Source organism: Maricaulis alexandrii, from assembly GCF_005871165.1.
Taxonomy (GTDB): domain Bacteria; phylum Pseudomonadota; class Alphaproteobacteria; order Caulobacterales; family Maricaulaceae; genus Maricaulis; species Maricaulis alexandrii.
This window is the reverse complement of the sequence record NZ_SWKP01000006.1, coordinates 542,759-558,629: the sequence shown is the minus strand read 5'-3', so window position 1 is coordinate 558,629 and position 15,871 is coordinate 542,759. Positions and strand designations below refer to the sequence as shown.

Below are 15,871 nucleotides of genomic sequence, written 5' to 3'. Positions count from 1 at the left end.
CAGGTCGGGGGTGTTGGGGGAGCGGAGCGTCTTGGAGGGTCGAGCTGACCTGCGGCACCGAAAAGACGGCTATCGAGGGGGTCCGCTGGTTCCAACGGTCGGAACCTGTACCCACCCGGTCTTGAAGCCCCGTCGAGAGGCGGGAGGAAATCTTCGCGTGCGAGACACCGGTGGGTGTCACCCAAATTACTCAAGCGACGACGCCTTTCTGTGTCCCGCACCCCTCATACCGCCAGCGTGCCAGCGCGTGGCGCTGTTTGCGGTGCCGGTCCGGGCGCATCCCGAATTCTGTTCGGCAGGAAGAGGGTAGAGCACACGCGGCGTTAATCCCCGTCATGCTTGGCTGTGCCAGGATCAGGGGATGAGCATGTATTGGTTTCACGTATTCCTGGCGGCTGCGGTGATGGTGATCGCGCCGGCCGCTTTCGCCGATGATGGCGGGCGTCTGCCCGCCGGAGAGACGGTCTCCTTCGATTATGCGGGATCAACCTGCACCTTGACCTTTCTGGCCGATGGCACTTTTCAGGCTGACGGGCGTCCGGCCCTGTGCTCCGGCTGGAATGCCAGCTGGGTCATGCTGGAGGGTGATGTGATGATCACCTATCAGGAGTTGAGACTTGGCCGCACCGTATGCGGTCCCTGGCCGGACTACCGGGCCGGCGATGTCTGGCAGGTGGATGATGCGTTCGCCTATGCGGAGCCGAGCTTTACCCTGAACGGCGATCCGCTGTGCTGGCTCCGCAATGTCAGCGAAGCGCATCTGATCGAGACCGTCACCGTGGTTTCGGGGAGTCCGGAATGAGGGCTGAATCGGAAGGGGGAGCTTCATGACGACATTTTGGAAACAGGCTGCCATGGCCGGCACCGGCGCCGTGGTGCTGATGCTGGCGACGCCGGTCGTGCTGGCCGATGGCCCGGTCTCGCCGGAAGGCTCGCACTTTGTCATGCAGACCCATTCGGGCCGCCAAATACTGGTCGTGTTCGAGTCGGAGGGCCAGGTCGTGGTGACCACGCCGGAGGACTCGCCGCTGCCCAATTTCAATCCGGATGAATGGGAGATGGGCTGGTCGATGGATGCCACCGGTGCGGTGACGGTCAGCAATGTCCTGCTGGATGAGATCGGCAATCCGCTGAGCGCGGTCTGTAATCCCTGGCCGGATTATCAGAGCGGCGAGGATATCGCCTTCACCAGCCTGTGCTGGGTACCCGATGAGGGCGGCACCGATTTCTCCGACAATTACGGTCGGGTGGAATACATGCACGAATAGGGGCGGCCTGTGACGTTCATCTCCCGTCAAGCGCAGACATGATCGACTGCGGGCAGCCAAGGGGAAACACCATGTCTTTGAAAACCGTCTTTATCGCCGGATTGGCCGGGCTTCTGACCGGTCTTCCGGCCGGCACGGCGTCCGCTCAGGATGCGCAGGCGGGCAACCCGGCCGGTCAGGCTTATCTGCTGGAGATGGGCGACAGCATCTCGGCCATGAGCTGCCAGATGCGGATCGGTGAAAGCCTTGACCTCCGATTGAATTGTGCGGGAGCGGGCGAAGGTCCGGTCGAGCAGGGACAGGGCTATGACGGAGACGGGCAGATCACGATCCGGGACGGGTCTGTCGAGATCGATTTTCATGCCGAAGCGTACAATGTTTTCAGCGATGGCTGTGACAGCTGGCCCGAAATGGAGCTGCACGAAACGGTCATGGAAGCGTGCTTTATCGATCGGGCCTATTGGGGTCAGATGACCATCCGGCGGACCCGTTGACGTAAAGCGGGGCGATAGTCCCGGACATGTCCGGCTGCTGGACGGGTGAGGCGCCGGAAGAGGTTGAGATGAACTGAGCAGGTTCAGCCTGACCAGGCTGGCGCTCATAGCCGGTTTCAATACCTCTCATCGCAAAGATCGATTTCCTATTGATCGGGTCAATCGCTAGATTTGCTTCGATAGAGAGAGGAGATCGTCATGTCCGAAGAGACGCTGAAATCCGCCATGCTGGCCGACCGTCGCGAGCAAGAGAAGAAGGCGCAGCGCCTGGCCTCCTACGCCAAGCTGGAACAGGCGGCCGAAGCCCGTCACGTCGTCCAGGCCGTGCAACCGGCCGGCCGCAATCAGGGCGTCCGGACGATCGAGATCGCCCTCTAGCGGCCCGATCTGCAGACGGGTCTCGACGCGAGGCCATAAAATCTTAAATCCCCCGGCATAGTTAAGGCCCGATACTCGTTCGACGGGCCGATGTCTGAGGGGATAATCATGCCGCGTATCCTGATCGCCGCCCTGGCCGTGCTGTTCCTGCCGGCCCTGGCGCATGCCGAACTGCCGGAAAGCTACCGCCAATTGCTGGCCGAGGCCGACCGTCGGGATACGCCGGATGAACGTTTCGTCGAGATCGCCGACATGGTCTCTGTCCTCGTCCCCGGCGGGCGGGCGACGGTGCACCAGGCCATTCTCGATCATTTCTCCAACCGTGCCGACGCCGTGGCCGATTGGCCGCTGCCGGATCCGGCTCCCACCGAAACCCCGGTTGCCGAAGCCCCGCAGCCCGAACACCGCTCCATCGAGGCGCCGGTCGATCTGGCCGAGGCCCCGGAAGGCTCCGGCAGCTGGCTGGCAGCGCCGATCCGCGCCCTGCAGGCCGACAGCTGGTCCGGTCATATCCGCTTCGGCATCAATGTCGAGCGCGGCAATTCGGAACTGACCGACTTCACCTTTGCCGTCGAACTGGACCGTGAATTCCAGCATGGTTGGCAGCTGGACAGCCAGTTCGAATACTTCTTCTCCGAGAATGCCGTCGCCACCACGCGGGACAATTGGCTCGCCGAAGCCCGCGTCTCGCGCGAACTGGACTCCGGTCTGGGCTATTATGCCGGCGGCTCCTATGAGCGCGACGAGATCGGCCTCTACCAGGCCTCGGCCTTCGTGACTGCGGGTGGGATCTGGCATCCCATCGCCGGCGACAAGGCGGACTGGCAATTGCGCGCCGGTGCCGGTCAGCGCTATCGCGAGCCGGCCCTGGGCGGTGAGACGCTGACCGACTGGGTCGGGGAGGTCGGATCCAGCTTCAGCTATGCCTTCTCCGACACGGTGGAATTCGCCTCCGAGACCACGGGCTTCCTGGGCGGTGGATCGCGGGTGGATCAGCGCTTCCGCCTGACCAGCCGCCTGTTCGGGGACTGGGCCCTGCAGACCGGTCTGCGCATCGAGCATGAGTTTGAGGACCGGCCCGGTTTCGAGCCGACCGATACGCGGCTCGACATCTCCCTTCTCTACGGGTTCTGATTTCCATCTGAACCCTTGGGCGTCTGACGCGTTGAACAGGTGAGCCACTTGGAAAGGAGGCTGACCATGAAAGCGCAATTGATGACGACCACCCTTCCTGTTCTGGCCGTTGGCCTGGCCCTCGCGACCGGTGCGCCAGCCGCGGCCGATCCGCCGCATTGCCCGCCCGGACATGCCCGTCAGGGCGTGTGCGAGCCCGGCGAGCCTTCGCGTCATCGCGAAGCGCAGGCCTATGAACAGGGTTATCGCGATGGTCAGCGTGATGCCTGGCAGGTCGGCGACCGGTTTGGCCGGACGGACTATGTCGTGATCCGGGAACCCGACCGCTACGGCCTGCGCCGCCCGCCGCAGGGTCACTATTATGTTCGTGTGGATGAGGAAGTCCTGCTGATCGAGGCCGCGACCCAGCTGGTGGCCGATCTGGTCGACCACTGATCGGACGGAGAAATGTGCAAGTGACCGGGAACCTCCGCCCGGTCCGCGCGTTACCCGTTCGACACGGTATCAGGGAGTCCTCTCATGCGGACGCGGTTCAGGACCTACTTCTATTCCGTCGCCTTCCTGGCGGGGTCCCTGGTGCTGATATTCGGGGGTGCCTAGGCGCCACCGGATGACCGTCGGAAGCCGGGCCATTCTCGTGCCCCCTACGTCCCTAGTACGCCACTGGGGTGTCCCGGCTTCCGGCTTGGGCCTTTTACGGACCGGTGCCCGCCCGCCCATGTGGCACCGGTCCGGCCCTTTTTCCGGAATGTTCAATCGACCTGACGCCGCAGCGGGCAATATTGCACGCTTTATTAAGGCCTTTTCGGCGAAACTTTGCCCTTGATGCCCGTAGAGGAGGTATCGCCATGGGCAAGATCGTGACGTCCAGCTATCGCCGCGTATCCGATCATTTTGAACCGGACCTGGTCGAGGACCCGGCCGAGCAGCGCAAGCGCCGCGGCCATCTCGAACAGATTGACTATACGGTGTTCGCCGCCAATCAGGCGGTCATGTCCAAGACCATCCATTCGGTCGGCATCGAGGATTTCCAGAATCTGGCCCTCTCTGCTTCCAAGGCCCGCAGTGCCTGGGTGGATGCGGCCATGTCCGCCGCCCGTTCCCGGTCCCCGCTGACCGAGGAAGAGGTCAAACGCCTCACCCTCCTGCGCGCGGCCTATGAGGAATTGTCGGAAGCCTATGAAGCGACCCGCCGCATGGTGGAGCGAGGCTATCTCCAGTTCAAACCCCCAGTGAGCAAGACCGGCTGACGGGTCAGGGTCTGTCAGGGCCGTTTGAGCGTTGAGGTCGTCGCGGGTTCTGCGGTGCCTGGGGCGTTGGCTCGATAGTGGCATCGCGATGAACTTCCCAACCCGGATCACCACCGCCAAGTTCCAGGGTTTGATCCTCTGCCTCGCCATCGGATTGCACTTCCCATCCCGGATCACCGCCGCCCAGCTCATTCGCGGTGGCAGGGCCAGTCCGGGGCATTCCGTCACGCCGGGTCCGGCAAGCGGGTGACGTGCGGTCCGTCTCGCACCTGTCCGTTCGCGGCGGGCTCTCGCTCTGGGGACGGGGCTGGGCTGTGGCGGCGGCTGGCAGGCCAGCCATCAGCAGGGACGCGCAGGCGAGCGTTTTGAACATGGCGTTGTCTCCGATAGCCCCAGCAGCATAGCCGAGGCTGCCTGCAATCACCAATCAGCGTCCTTGAACCGAAACTCCGGTTGCGCGCACCTTATCCCTGAACACGGCCTGTTTCCGGCCGCTGGGGGATAACTGGATGGCTGACACCCGCAAACGTCTTCTCGGTGAGTATCTCGTCCTGCAGGCGCAGGCCGGCGACCGTCGGGCGTTCGAGCAGCTCGTCCGGCTGTGGCAGGGCGATTTGCTGCGCCATGCCCGGCGCCTCAGCGATGATGCCGAACAGGCGGGTGATATCATGCAGGAAGCCTGGCTGGACATTGTCCGCGGGCTGAACCGGCTGCAGGCACCGGCGGCCTTTCCGGCCTGGGCCTGGCGCATTGTGTCCCGCAAGGCTGCGGCCCGGGTGCGTTCGCGCCAGGGCGAACGCCGCCTGGCCCAGGGTTTGAGCCTGGAATGGGCCGGGGCGGCGGTGGATGGTGAAGGCGAGGCGGAGACCCGGTCCGACCTGGCCTCCATCCGTCAGGCGATGGCGCACCTGCCCGACAATCAGCGCATCACGCTCGCCCTGCATCATCAGGACGGGCTGTCCGTATCCGAAATTGCCGTCGTGCTCGGCGTGCCCTCCGGCACGGTGAAAACACGGCTCATGCATGCAAGGCGCAAGCTCGCCGCGCATTTCGTTTCCCATCAGGAAGGAGAGGGCGATGACACACAGCAGTGATGATCTCGACCGGATGATCAATGAAGCGCTCGATGCCGAGGATCGCGAGATTTTCGGCGAACTGGGCGAGGAGCCCGGCTATTTCGCCCAGGCCATCGGCCTGTTTCGCGGCAAGCTGGCCTGGGTGATGTGGGTGATCTACATCACCAATATCGTGGCTGCCGGCATCGCCATCTGGGGCGCCTGGAACATGTTCCAGACCACAGACCCGGTCCTGACGATGCGCTGGGGCGTTCTGATCCTGGTAGCGGTCTTTGTCGGCCTCTTCATGAAATCCACGCTCGGCTACCAGCTCCTGTCCAATCGCGTCCTGCGTGAAATCAAGCGGTTGGAGCTCCAGCTCGCGCGGGGACAGGCTCGGTGATTGTTCCGGTCAGAGTGCCTGAGTCCGGCACTCAAGCATTCACGAATGGCCCCCATGCGCATCACACGGGCGTGAGGGGGTTACATTCGGTGAAACGGATACCCAAATAAGTCTCGGACGCGGCGATGGGGGGCGTGCAAATGACGCATGTCCGCTGTTCGCCGATGGGATAGGATGTTGCTTATGGCCAATGCAGTTTCAGTCGCGCTCTCGCCCGAACAGGGGCTCTCCAGCTATCTCGCGGAGATCCGCCGGTTCCCGATGCTGTCCAAGGATGAGGAATTCATGCTGGGCAAGCGCTGGCGCGAGCATGAAGATACCGACGCCGCCGAGAAGCTGGTGACGTCACACCTGCGCCTCGTCGCCAAGATTGCCATGGGCTATCGCGGCTACGGCCTGCCCATGGCCGAAGTGATTTCCGAAGGCAATGTCGGCCTGATGCAGGCGGTCAAGAAATTCGATCCCGACAAGGGCTTCCGTCTGGCCACCTATGCCATGTGGTGGATCCGCGCCTCGATCCAGGAATACATCCTGCGGTCCTGGTCGCTGGTGAAGATGGGCACGACGGCTGCGCAGAAGAAGCTCTTCTTCAACCTGCGCCGCATGAAGAGCCAGATGCAGGCCATCGATGAGGGTGATCTCAAACCGGACCAGGTCGAGGCGATCGCCACCAAGCTCGGCGTGACCGAGGATGATGTGGTCTCGATGAATGGCCGCCTGTCCGGACCGGACGCCTCCCTGAACGCGCCGCTGCGCGGGACCGAAGGCGAAGGGCAATGGCAGGACTGGCTGTCCGATGACGAAGCGGAAAGCCAGGAAGAGGAACTCGCCCAGTCGGACGAGTTCGATACGCGCATGACCCTGCTTCAGTCCGCGATGGGCGAGCTCAATGATCGCGAGCAGCATATCCTGCAGGAGCGTCGCCTGTCGGAAGAACCCAAGACGCTCGAGGAACTGGCTGATCATTACGGCGTCAGCCGTGAGCGGATCCGCCAGATCGAGGTGCGGGCCTTTGAAAAGCTCCAGAAGGCCATGAAGGAAATGGCCGCGGAGCAAGGTCTTCTCAACTAGTTTGAGGCAAGTGCGTATCGCATGACTGGACCTGCCGGTGCCCAGCCGGTAGGTCTTTTGTCATACGAAAGGTCCTGCGTATGCGCTTGTCTGTTCTTCCGCTTGTCACGGCGGCGGTGATTGTCTGTCCGTCTGCCCATGCCGATCTGTCCGATGATTACCGGACGCTGCTGGAGGCGGCGGATGCCCGCCAGAGCGACGCGGAATTCCTGGAAACAGCCGATCTTCTGGCCAGTGTCGTGCCCGGTGGACGCGAGGAAATCCTGGCTGCCGTCGCGGAATTGACGCCGCGCCGTCTGGGGCTGATCGAGACCTGGAGCACGTCTGTCGCGCCCGGGGAACTGGCCCGGCTGACCCGTCCCGCACCGGAAGGCGCGGTGATCCCGGAGGACGAAACCAGCCCGGCCGGCGCGGCTTCCACTTCCGCAAATGATACCGGTGTCACTCGCCCGGTTTCCCATTGGGACGGCGCGATGGACTGGCTGCACCCCTATCACTGGGACGGCCGTGTGAAGCTCGGGCTCGCCATCGACCAGGGCAATACCGAACAGACCGACTACAATCTGGCATTGGAATTCCGCCGCCCGCTCAATGGTGGCTGGGGGTTCGACGGCAAGGCGGAGTATTTCTACACCGAGAATGCCGGTGTCACGACGCGCGATCGGTTGATTGTGGAAGCGCGCGGCGAACAGCCCTCGGTGGACCAGTGGAGCTATTTCGTCGGCTCCAGCTATGAGCAGGACCGCATGTCCGGCTATGACTTCTCCACCCTCCTCGCCGCGGGCGGGACCTATCACCCGCTCGATGATGAACGGCAAAGCTGGATCCTGCGGGCGGGCCCCGGCGTGCGCTATCGCGTGCCGGTCGGTCAGGAAGGCCGGACCCGCTGGGTGCTGGAATTCGGCTCGGTCTATGACCTGGCCCTGACGGAAACCGCACAATTGTCCGCCGAGACCACGCTCCTGGCCGGGCCCGAACCGCGCGGCGAACAGCGCTTCAAGCTGACCACCGCCATTTCCGACAGCTGGGGCGTGGAGTTGGGCTATCGCGTCAAACACGAATTCGAGCCGCAGCCGGGCGTGGAGGCCACGGACAGCCGGCTCGATTTCTCCATCGTGCGCGAGTTCTAGACGTCCTCCGGTCGCGGCTCGGTCAGGCCCAGGGCGATGAAGGCCTGTGCGAGATAGTAGGTGACCCAGACCACCCAGCCGGCCCAGGGCAATTGCTCGGCGAACAGGCGGACGGCCAGGACACTGTCGGAGACCACGAAAAGCAGGGCACCCGCGACGGCGAGGGGCGGGGCGCGGCCGATCAGCGCCAGAACGGCCATGATCAGGATGATGGCGTTGTAGATCGAGGCCGGAACCTGCAGCTCGCCGAAATAGGGCTGGAGCCAGGACAGGATCACCACGCCATAGGCGGCCAGGGCCAGCGCCGCGATCCGGCTCCAGCCGCCGCGACCACCCTCGTTGAGGCGGATGCGGGCGAAGAGGTAGATATAGACCAGATGGCCCAGACCGAAGGCACCGATCCCGGCGGCCAGCTGGGTCGGTTCCAGGGCCAGGAAGATATCGCCCAGAGATCCCAGGAAGAGGCCCAGGGCCAGGACGGGATGCTTTTGCTGCCAGGCAAAGACGGCGAGCAGGATGATCCCCGCCGCCTTGATCACGACATTGACCGGATAGGGCGCGGCCAGTCCGAAATCATGGAAGAGATAGGCCAGGCCGAACAGGGCGGACAGGCCCAGGATGATCTGGGCCGTACGGTCCCCGGCAAGCCGTTGGCTCAAGGCTGTCATTGATGGTCTCCCCGCTCTTTGTGTTGACGTTAGACTGAGCGGCGAATTGGAAAAAGGGACACGGGCATGCGGCCGCGTGTGGGGTTTGGGGGAATACTGGTCCTTGTCGTGCTGGCCTGGCTGGCGGGCCCGGCCATGGCGCAATTGCCGCCAGCCCTGCAGGCGGCCCAGGCGCGCCTGGCGGTCCAGCCCCAGGCCGTTGAACTGGTCTGGAATGGTCTGAGTGCCGGGCCCCTGCCGATCATTGAGCCGGTGGACGATGATCCGGGCCGGGCGCGGGTCACTTTCATCTACCGGTCTGCCCCCGACGCCCATGGCGTGCGCTTGGACAGCGTCATCGCGGCGCCGCTGGCCCGGCAGCCCGTGACCGACTACCGGCGCGATTTCACCTTGCCCATGCAACGCCTTCCGGGCACGCCGATCTGGTGGATCCAGCTGGAGGTGCAAACCGATACCGAGGCGGTCTATTCCTTCCTGGAAGGCCGTGGTGAACGCTGGATCCGGCAGTCCGATCCGCACAATCCGCGCCGCTTGCGGGGCGCGTCGGCTGAATCCGTCCTCCGCCTGGAGCGGGCCCCGGACATGGCGCCCATTCGGCCGGTCCTGTCCTGGTCCGATGCGATGGAGGCAGAGATCCTGTCCAGCGATGCGCTGGGGCGGGATGTCAGCCTGCATATCCAAAGCGCGCCGGATGCCGGGGACTGCGCACCGGTCCTGGTTCTCTATGACGCTTTCCTGTGGGGGGAGCGGGCACCGGCGCGGGACACGCTGCACAATCTGGCACGCGACGGGCAGATCCCGCCGACGCATCTTGTTCTCATCGACCAGCTCGATCCCGCCAGTGCGGCGCGGGCCTATGCCGACCAGGTCGACTTCCTGGCCCGTGAACTGCGCCCCTGGCTTGAGGCGAGTGGCCTGGCCGGGCCGGATTGTCCGGTCATCCTGGGCGGGGCCTCACGGCGGGGTCTCGTCGCCAGCCTGGCCGCACTGGAGCATCCGGATCTGTTCTCCGGTGTGATCTCCCTGTCGGGCAGTTACTATTGGTCACCGGACGGGGAGGCGCCGGAATGGCTGGCGCGCCGAATTCCCGCAATCGACGCCCCGGGGCCCCGCTTCTTCCTGGCGGCCGGACGGCTGGAATATGTCGAGACCAGCACGAATGGCGGCCATGTCATGTTGGACACCAATCACCTTTTCGCCGCCGCGCTGGAGGCCCAGGGCTATGCCGTCACCCGCCACCTTTATGCTGGCGGACATGACGTGGCCGGCTGGCGCCATGCGCTCGCTGCGGGTCTGGTCGACCTGCTTGGCGAGGACTGAGGCGCACTATTTGGGCGGTTTGACACCGCCCGCCGGGCGCTGCTGGCGCATCTGGCCGATGCGGCCGGCGACGAAATCCTCGTAATACTGGATCCAGCGATCCGAGCGGGCGGCGATATAGATCATCGGGCCGTTCGGATTGGAGCGGAAATTGGAATCCGTCGCGACCACGAAGTATTCGTCGCCTTCGCGCACCATGAAGGGTGATCCGCTGTCGCCGCGGGTCGTGTCGCAATCATGGGCCATCGTGTTGTCGTCATAGATCTGGACCATGTGGCAGCCGATATTGCCGGACAGATGCGTGCCCGTGTCCCAGCTGTACCCGGCCTGGTAGAGATCGGCCCGCATGGCGCTTCTCGAGCCCGATGTGTCGACCAAGCCGCGCACGCCGACATGCCCCAGCTCGGCACCGAGCGGCGTGTCGATCCGTAGCAGGGCCCAGTCCGTCCCGTCCAGATCATCGGTCGAGGAGAAACGCTGCTCATTCCATTGCGGGTCGGCGAAATAGTCGATCACCCGGGCCGACACGGCGCCGCCCGGCCGGCCATAGCCGGTGGTGAAAGTGCCGCGCATGTCGAAGCGGCCATTGTCGGCGATGCAATGGGCGGCGGTGATCAGCACGTCATCGGCGATCAGGGTTGCCGTGCAGGCGCCGCCTGAATCGAAACTCACCTGGCCAACCGTCACCCAAGGGAAGACGGTCGTGTCCATGAAGACGCGGTCGTCCCGGCCGAAATAATGGTCATTGATGGTCAGGGGGCGATCCCGGCCGAAGCAATCGGCGCGGTCGGTGCGGTCTTCGCACGTGCCGTCGCCGACGCCCGGCTCGTTGCAGACGCCGTCAAAGGCGGTCTCGCAGCTGTCATTGCGGAAACGCAGATGGATGATGTCGCCGCAATCGGCCAGGTCGGTGGCCTGGGTGCAGGCGCCGGTGCCGAAGCCCGGCTCATCACATTCGCCATCATTGGCCCAGCGACAGGTATTGTCCTCGACGCCCTCCACCAGGCGCCAGCAATCGGAATAGTCCGTGCCCTGCTGGCAGGCTCCGGTCCCGATGCCCGGATCATCGCATTCGCCATCATTGGCCCAGCGGCAGGTATCCGTGCCGGTATAGCGGCGGGACGGCGCGGCGCCGCCTTCCGGCTTGGGCGGTTTGCTGCCGACCTGGCGCAACCAATTACCGATCTCGCGACTGCTCAGACGCTCTGCAACTTCGGTGGTGTCAGCGGGCGGAGCGCCTTCCAGGGCGGGTTCATCGAGGCGGGACGGTGCCGCCGCTTGCGTCTGGGCCAGGGCCCATCCCGGCAATGAACAGGCGAGAATTGCGGCGGTGATTATACGCGGTGTCATGTCGGCTCCTGTCCCCTGTCTGCGCCGGTGTTCGGCTCCTGCCCCAAAACATGGCCCGATTTCGACACGAAACCAGGCGCTTGGCCGTCTTCTATCTAACGTTCACAAAGATGACTGTCCCCTGAACACGGTATTCAAGCCGGGCTCAGCCGCGTCATGGCTCAATGCATCCCGACATGAAGGCTCGTCGCCGAAGAAAGGAAACGCCATGACTTCGATCAAAACGCTTGCTGCCGCCCTGGTGCTTTCGACACTCGGTTCCGCGGCCTTTGCCGGTTCCGCGAGCGCCGATACCTGGGTGCTCAATGCCGCCGCCTGTCCGGACCTGCGTGAAGACCGGCATGACAGCCGGATCACCACGGGCCGGGCCGATCTGCGCGAGGATTATCGCGACCGCCGGGTGATCAATTGCCCGCCGCGTGCCTGGCGCTATGAAAGCCGGCACTGGAATGACCGTTACAGCCCGGCCCGTTTCGATACCCACCGGTTCGACACGCCCGGCACGGTCTACCGGTCGCGCAATGGTGGCTTCTACGTCATGGACCGCTGGGGCGAGCGCCGCTGGATCAATGTGCGCTTCGAGTATCCGCGCGGCCGGCACAATGCCTATCGCAACCGCTTTGATGACCACCATGACCGCGGGCGTGGCCGTCATGGCCGCCGCTATTGATCACCCAGAATGATCTCTCCGGACAGGAATCGGGGCGCGTGGCCGTAAAGGGCGACGCGCCCCGCCTTGTTTTCCACCTCCAGCGCCCCCGGGCGCGGCCCGATCTGGCGGGCTGTCATCCGTCCCTTGCCCAGACGCTCCGACCAATAGGGTGTCAGCGTGCAATGGGCGGACCCGGTGACCGGGTCCTCATCCACGCCGGACGCCGGTGCGAAGAAGCGGGACACGAAATCCACCGCCTGACCGGGTGCTGTGAGAATGATGTTGGTGTCCAGTTTGCGCAGCTGCCCGTGATCGGGTTCCGCCAGCTTCACAGCGGCCTCATCGGCCATCACCCACATCTGGTAGGAAGCGCCGTGAATGCGTTCGACATTGAAGACGGCCTGGGGGCCGGTCTCCAGACCAAGCGCGGACGCAAGGGCGGGCGATGCCACGGCCGGTTTGAAGCCGATGGCCGGCAGGTCCATGGCATAGCCGGCCGTATCGCGTCCGACCCGGAGCTGGCCTGACCGCGTGTCGAAGGCGGCGTGGTCGCCCTTCACCCGGCCGGTCGCGAACAGCACGGCGCCAGCTGCCAGCGTGGCGTGGCCGCACAAATCCACTTCAATGGACGGGGTGAACCAGCGCAGATGCCAGACATCCTCGCCGCGCGGCACCAGGAAGGCCGTCTCGGACAGATTGTTGGAGGCGGCAATGCCGGCCAGAACGGCATCGTCGGGGAAGTCGTCCATCAGGCAGACCCCGGCCGGATTGCCGGTGAAGTCCCGGCCCGGAATGGCAAAGGCATGGATCTCGAAATAGGGGCAGGTCGTCATCCTACCAGACCTCGCTTTCGTGACGCTCGAAGTCGAGTGCCAGGTCCGGATCTTCCATATCCAGCCGGGCGACCAGTTCCGGGGTGATCGGCTCACCATCAGCGAGGTCGGACAGGGCGGCGGCGACCAGGCTGCGGGCCTGACCGCGCAAGGCCTGGACCTGCCGGGGCAGGCTGCGGCGCCAGGTCTCCACTTCCCGTTCCAGCGCGCTGAAATCCGGCGGCCGGCCCGGCGCAGGCGCGTCGCGCCAGGCGGCGATATCGCGATAGGCGGTAGCCAGGCGTTCCGCCTCTTCTTCCTCGAAAATATCGATCTCCACCAGCATGGCCTGGTAGATGAGCGAGGATTCCAGCACGCCGCTGCGGGACGGAATGTCCTGGGCCCAGCGGGCAAACCAGTCCCGGGCTTCCTCGATGGGGGTTGAGGCGGCCGAGCCCCACCGGGAGCGGTCCTCGCGGTTCAGCAAGGCCTCCGTGTCCGGATCAATGACCAGAACAGTCGGCGTGGCATAGACCGCCGGGACACCGAAACGGGCGGACACGGCCTGGTTTTCATTGCGCCAGTCAACATCAATATAGCGCAGCACATAGTGCGCCTCGAGCGTGGCCGCGAGTTCCGGATCCTCGAAATGATGCGCCAGACCGCGACTGTCATGGCACCAGTTCGCGCCCAGCACGAGCAGCAGGCGCTTGTCGCTGTCTCGGGCTTCTTCAAGGGCCGTGTCCACCACCGGCATGGCCGAGAAATTGCCGTCGAACGGGCGCGGATGATCATCCTCGGCCCAGCTGGCCGGGACGAGGAGGAGAAAGACGCTGAACAGGGCAAGCAGGCGCATGGACACTCTCACGAAACAGGATCGCGGCAGCAAAGCATGGTGGGGATCGGGGCGCCAGTGACGAAGGTGTCAGACAGGCGCCCCGGTCCTAGCCGGCGGCCAGCGCGGCGAGGCGGGCATAAACCCCGTCATCATTCGCCGCGAGCTCTTCATGCGTGCCCTGTTCCACGACGCGGCCGCGCTCGAAGACGAGGATGCGGTCGGCATCGCGGATGGTGGAGAGACGGTGGGCGATCAGGATCGTTGTCCGTCCGGCCATCACTGCCTCCATCGCCGCCTGCACATCGCGCTCGGTCTCATTGTCCAGGCTCGATGTGGCCTCATCCAGGATCAGGATGGGCGCATCAGCCAGGATCGCCCGGGCGATCGCCACACGCTGGCGCTCACCGCCGGAGAGTTTCACCCCGCGCTCGCCGACCAGCGTGTCATAGCCCTGGGGCAGACGCCGGATGAAGGCATCGGCATGGGCCGCCTTCGCCGCTTCGATGACGTCGTCGCGGGTCGCACCGGGCTGGCCATAGGCGATATTGTCGGCAATCGACCGGTGGAAGAGCGCCGGGTCCTGGGGCACGAGGGCGATTTGCCGGCGCAGACTGTCCTGCGTGACATCCCGCACATCCTGACCGTCGATCGCAACCTGGCCCTCATTCACGTCATAGAGGCGCTGGACCAGTTTCACGAAGGTCGACTTGCCCGATCCCGTCGGGCCGACCAGGGCCACTTTCTCACCGGGCGCGATGGACACCGAGAAATCGGAATAGAGCGGACGGTCCTGACCGGCATAGGTGAAGCCGACCTGGTCGAAACGGATGGCACCCTTCGACGGCACGAAGTCGCGTGCGCCGGGGCGGTCTTCCACATCGCGCTCCTGAAGGTCGAACACGGCCAGGTCCTGGATCTCGTCCATGGATTTCTGGACCTGCTGCACCTGCTCGCCGAAACGCCGCATATAGGAGGCGACGATCATGTAGGCGGTCAGCGCGGCCACGACATCGCCGGCACTCGCCGCACCGCGCGACCATTGCCAGACCAGAAGCCCGACCAGGGCGGCCTGCATCGACAGATCGGTGACGATGTTCACCAGCCAGGAGTTGACGAAACGCGTCCAGGTCTTCTTGGCCTCGGTGCGCCAGCGCCAGGCGAGATCGTGGAAGCGTCCATCCTCGCGCGCCTCCGCGCCGAAGGCCTTCACCGTGGCGATACCGCCGACGGCGTCGGCCAGGGCACCACCGATCTGGCTGTCCAGCGCGTTGGAGCGGATGTTCTGCGGCCGGATATAGTAGCGGCTGAGCGCCAGGTTCGAGATGACGAAGGCGATCATCACAACCAGGGCGACACCGCCCACGATCGGCCAACGGATCGCCATCAGCCCGGCCATGCCCAGCATGACCGCCACCGAGGGCGCGACCCCGTAGACGATATTCATGGTCAGATTGTCATAGGCCCACATGCCGCGCGTGATCTTGCGCACGACCGATCCGGCGAAGGTGTTCGCATGCCAGTCCAGCGAGAAGCGCTGGACCCGCGAGAAGGCCTCGGTCGTCAAATCGGCCATGTTGGCGGATGAGAAGGGGACTTCGCAGCGCGAGGACAATTGGCGGAACAGATAGAAGACGGCGGCAACGCCGATATAGAGACCCAGCGCACCCCAATGGGCGTCATCCTGCGGACCCGCGGCCAGCGTGTCGATCAGCCGGCCGGCGGCGAGCGGGATCAGGAGTTCGGTCAGCGTCGCCAGGCTCATGAAGCCGATCATCCCGGCCAGCAGCCAGGGACGACGGCGCCATTGCCGGCCCAGATAGGCCAGGACCTGGGTATTGTTCAGAACGCGGTCGCGCGTTTCTTCTTCGTTGATTTCGAGCGAGTCGGACATGGCAGTTGCGGAACCGCGCCGGAGCGGGAAGAGGTTCCGTCCTCATGAGTTGAAAACATCCACAAACAAACGGGGTGACGCGTCGAGTGCCCGAAATCCGCCTCCGCCTCGCGCGGGATTGGGTGTTCCGGGAGCGGAACGCGCATCAGCGTCCCGT

At 64.5% G+C, this 15,871-nt stretch carries 18 protein-coding genes; 13 read left to right on the top strand and 5 right to left on the bottom strand.

Annotated features, from left to right (window positions below; genetic code table 11):
* The first annotated feature begins 367 nt into the window (after window positions 1–367).
* The 11 genes from FCS99_RS09005 (at window position 368) to FCS99_RS08955 (ending at window position 8,183) form a co-directional block, all read left to right on the top strand.
* A complete protein-coding gene (locus FCS99_RS09005) occupies window positions 368–802 on the top strand; it encodes a hypothetical protein (RefSeq protein WP_138511744.1) in 435 nt (144 codons plus the stop codon).
* A 25-nt stretch (window positions 803–827) separates the two neighbouring features.
* A complete protein-coding gene (locus FCS99_RS09000; RefSeq protein ID WP_138511743.1) occupies window positions 828–1,268 on the top strand; it encodes a hypothetical protein in 441 nt (146 codons plus the stop codon).
* Window positions 1,269–1,339: 71 nt separating this feature from the next.
* Window positions 1,340–1,762 carry a hypothetical protein gene (locus tag FCS99_RS08995; protein WP_138511742.1) on the top strand — a complete coding sequence of 141 codons (423 nt, stop codon included), beginning with the start codon at window positions 1,340–1,342 and terminating at the stop codon, window positions 1,760–1,762.
* A 198-nt stretch (window positions 1,763–1,960) separates the two neighbouring features.
* A complete protein-coding gene (locus FCS99_RS08990; protein WP_138511741.1) occupies window positions 1,961–2,140 on the top strand; it encodes a hypothetical protein in 180 nt (59 codons plus the stop codon).
* Between the two features lie 108 nt (window positions 2,141–2,248).
* Window positions 2,249–3,274 carry a DUF481 domain-containing protein gene (locus tag FCS99_RS08985; protein ID WP_138511740.1) on the top strand — a complete coding sequence of 342 codons (1,026 nt, stop codon included), beginning with the start codon at window positions 2,249–2,251 and terminating at the stop codon, window positions 3,272–3,274.
* Window positions 3,275–3,340: 66 nt separating this feature from the next.
* Entirely contained in the window at window positions 3,341–3,709 is a 369-nt protein-coding gene (locus tag FCS99_RS08980; RefSeq protein WP_138511739.1) for an RcnB family protein, read from the top strand.
* A 413-nt stretch (window positions 3,710–4,122) separates the two neighbouring features.
* Entirely contained in the window at window positions 4,123–4,524 is a 402-nt protein-coding gene (locus FCS99_RS08975; protein ID WP_138511738.1) for a hypothetical protein, read from the top strand.
* Window positions 4,525–5,033: 509 nt separating this feature from the next.
* Entirely contained in the window at window positions 5,034–5,618 is a 585-nt protein-coding gene (locus FCS99_RS08970; protein ID WP_138511737.1) for an RNA polymerase sigma factor, read from the top strand.
* Window positions 5,602–5,982, top strand: coding sequence for a DUF6768 family protein (locus FCS99_RS08965; protein WP_138511736.1), 381 nt, complete (start codon window positions 5,602–5,604; stop codon window positions 5,980–5,982). Before FCS99_RS08970 ends, FCS99_RS08965 begins: the two co-directional genes overlap by 17 nt.
* A gap of 183 nt (window positions 5,983–6,165) precedes the next feature.
* Window positions 6,166–7,053 carry an RNA polymerase sigma factor RpoH gene (gene rpoH / locus FCS99_RS08960; RefSeq protein ID WP_138511735.1) on the top strand — a complete coding sequence of 296 codons (888 nt, stop codon included), beginning with the start codon at window positions 6,166–6,168 and terminating at the stop codon, window positions 7,051–7,053.
* Between the two features lie 80 nt (window positions 7,054–7,133).
* Window positions 7,134–8,183 (top strand): DUF481 domain-containing protein, encoded by a 1,050-nt coding sequence (locus FCS99_RS08955; protein WP_138511734.1) that lies wholly within the window; start codon window positions 7,134–7,136, stop codon window positions 8,181–8,183.
* Here FCS99_RS08955 and FCS99_RS08950 read toward each other — a convergent pair.
* Window positions 8,180–8,851, bottom strand: a complete 672-nt coding sequence (locus tag FCS99_RS08950; protein ID WP_138511733.1) for a lysoplasmalogenase — start codon at window positions 8,849–8,851, stop codon at window positions 8,180–8,182. The genes FCS99_RS08955 and FCS99_RS08950 overlap by 4 nt on opposite strands.
* A gap of 66 nt (window positions 8,852–8,917) precedes the next feature.
* On the opposite strand from FCS99_RS08950, the gene FCS99_RS08945 reads away from it, so the two are divergent.
* Window positions 8,918–10,171 (top strand): alpha/beta hydrolase-fold protein, encoded by a 1,254-nt coding sequence (locus FCS99_RS08945; RefSeq protein WP_138511732.1) that lies wholly within the window; start codon window positions 8,918–8,920, stop codon window positions 10,169–10,171.
* Between the two features lie 6 nt (window positions 10,172–10,177).
* Here FCS99_RS08945 and FCS99_RS08940 read toward each other — a convergent pair whose 3' ends face one another.
* Complete coding sequence (locus FCS99_RS08940; RefSeq protein ID WP_138511731.1) at window positions 10,178–11,521, bottom strand: trypsin-like serine peptidase; 1,344 nt, start codon at window positions 11,519–11,521, stop codon at window positions 10,178–10,180.
* Window positions 11,522–11,729: 208 nt separating this feature from the next.
* On the opposite strand from FCS99_RS08940, the gene FCS99_RS08935 reads away from it, so the two are divergent.
* On the top strand, window positions 11,730–12,191 hold the full coding sequence (locus FCS99_RS08935) for a hypothetical protein (RefSeq protein ID WP_138511730.1): 462 nt from the start codon (window positions 11,730–11,732) through the stop codon (window positions 12,189–12,191).
* On the opposite strand, the gene FCS99_RS08930 is transcribed toward FCS99_RS08935, so the two are convergent.
* From FCS99_RS08930 to FCS99_RS08920, 3 genes are all read right to left on the bottom strand, one after another.
* Complete coding sequence (locus FCS99_RS08930) at window positions 12,185–13,006, bottom strand: PhzF family phenazine biosynthesis protein (protein WP_138511729.1); 822 nt, start codon at window positions 13,004–13,006, stop codon at window positions 12,185–12,187. The two genes, FCS99_RS08935 and FCS99_RS08930, sit on opposite strands and share 7 nt — an antisense overlap.
* Before the next feature lies 1 nt (window position 13,007).
* The gene (locus FCS99_RS08925; RefSeq protein WP_138511728.1) at window positions 13,008–13,841 is read right to left on the bottom strand and encodes a thioredoxin family protein; all 834 of its coding nucleotides are present in this window, start codon (window positions 13,839–13,841) and stop codon (window positions 13,008–13,010) included.
* Window positions 13,842–13,929: 88 nt separating this feature from the next.
* On the bottom strand, window positions 13,930–15,714 hold the full coding sequence (locus FCS99_RS08920; protein WP_138511727.1) for an ABC transporter ATP-binding protein: 1,785 nt from the start codon (window positions 15,712–15,714) through the stop codon (window positions 13,930–13,932).
* Between the last annotated feature and the right edge of the window lie 157 nt (window positions 15,715–15,871).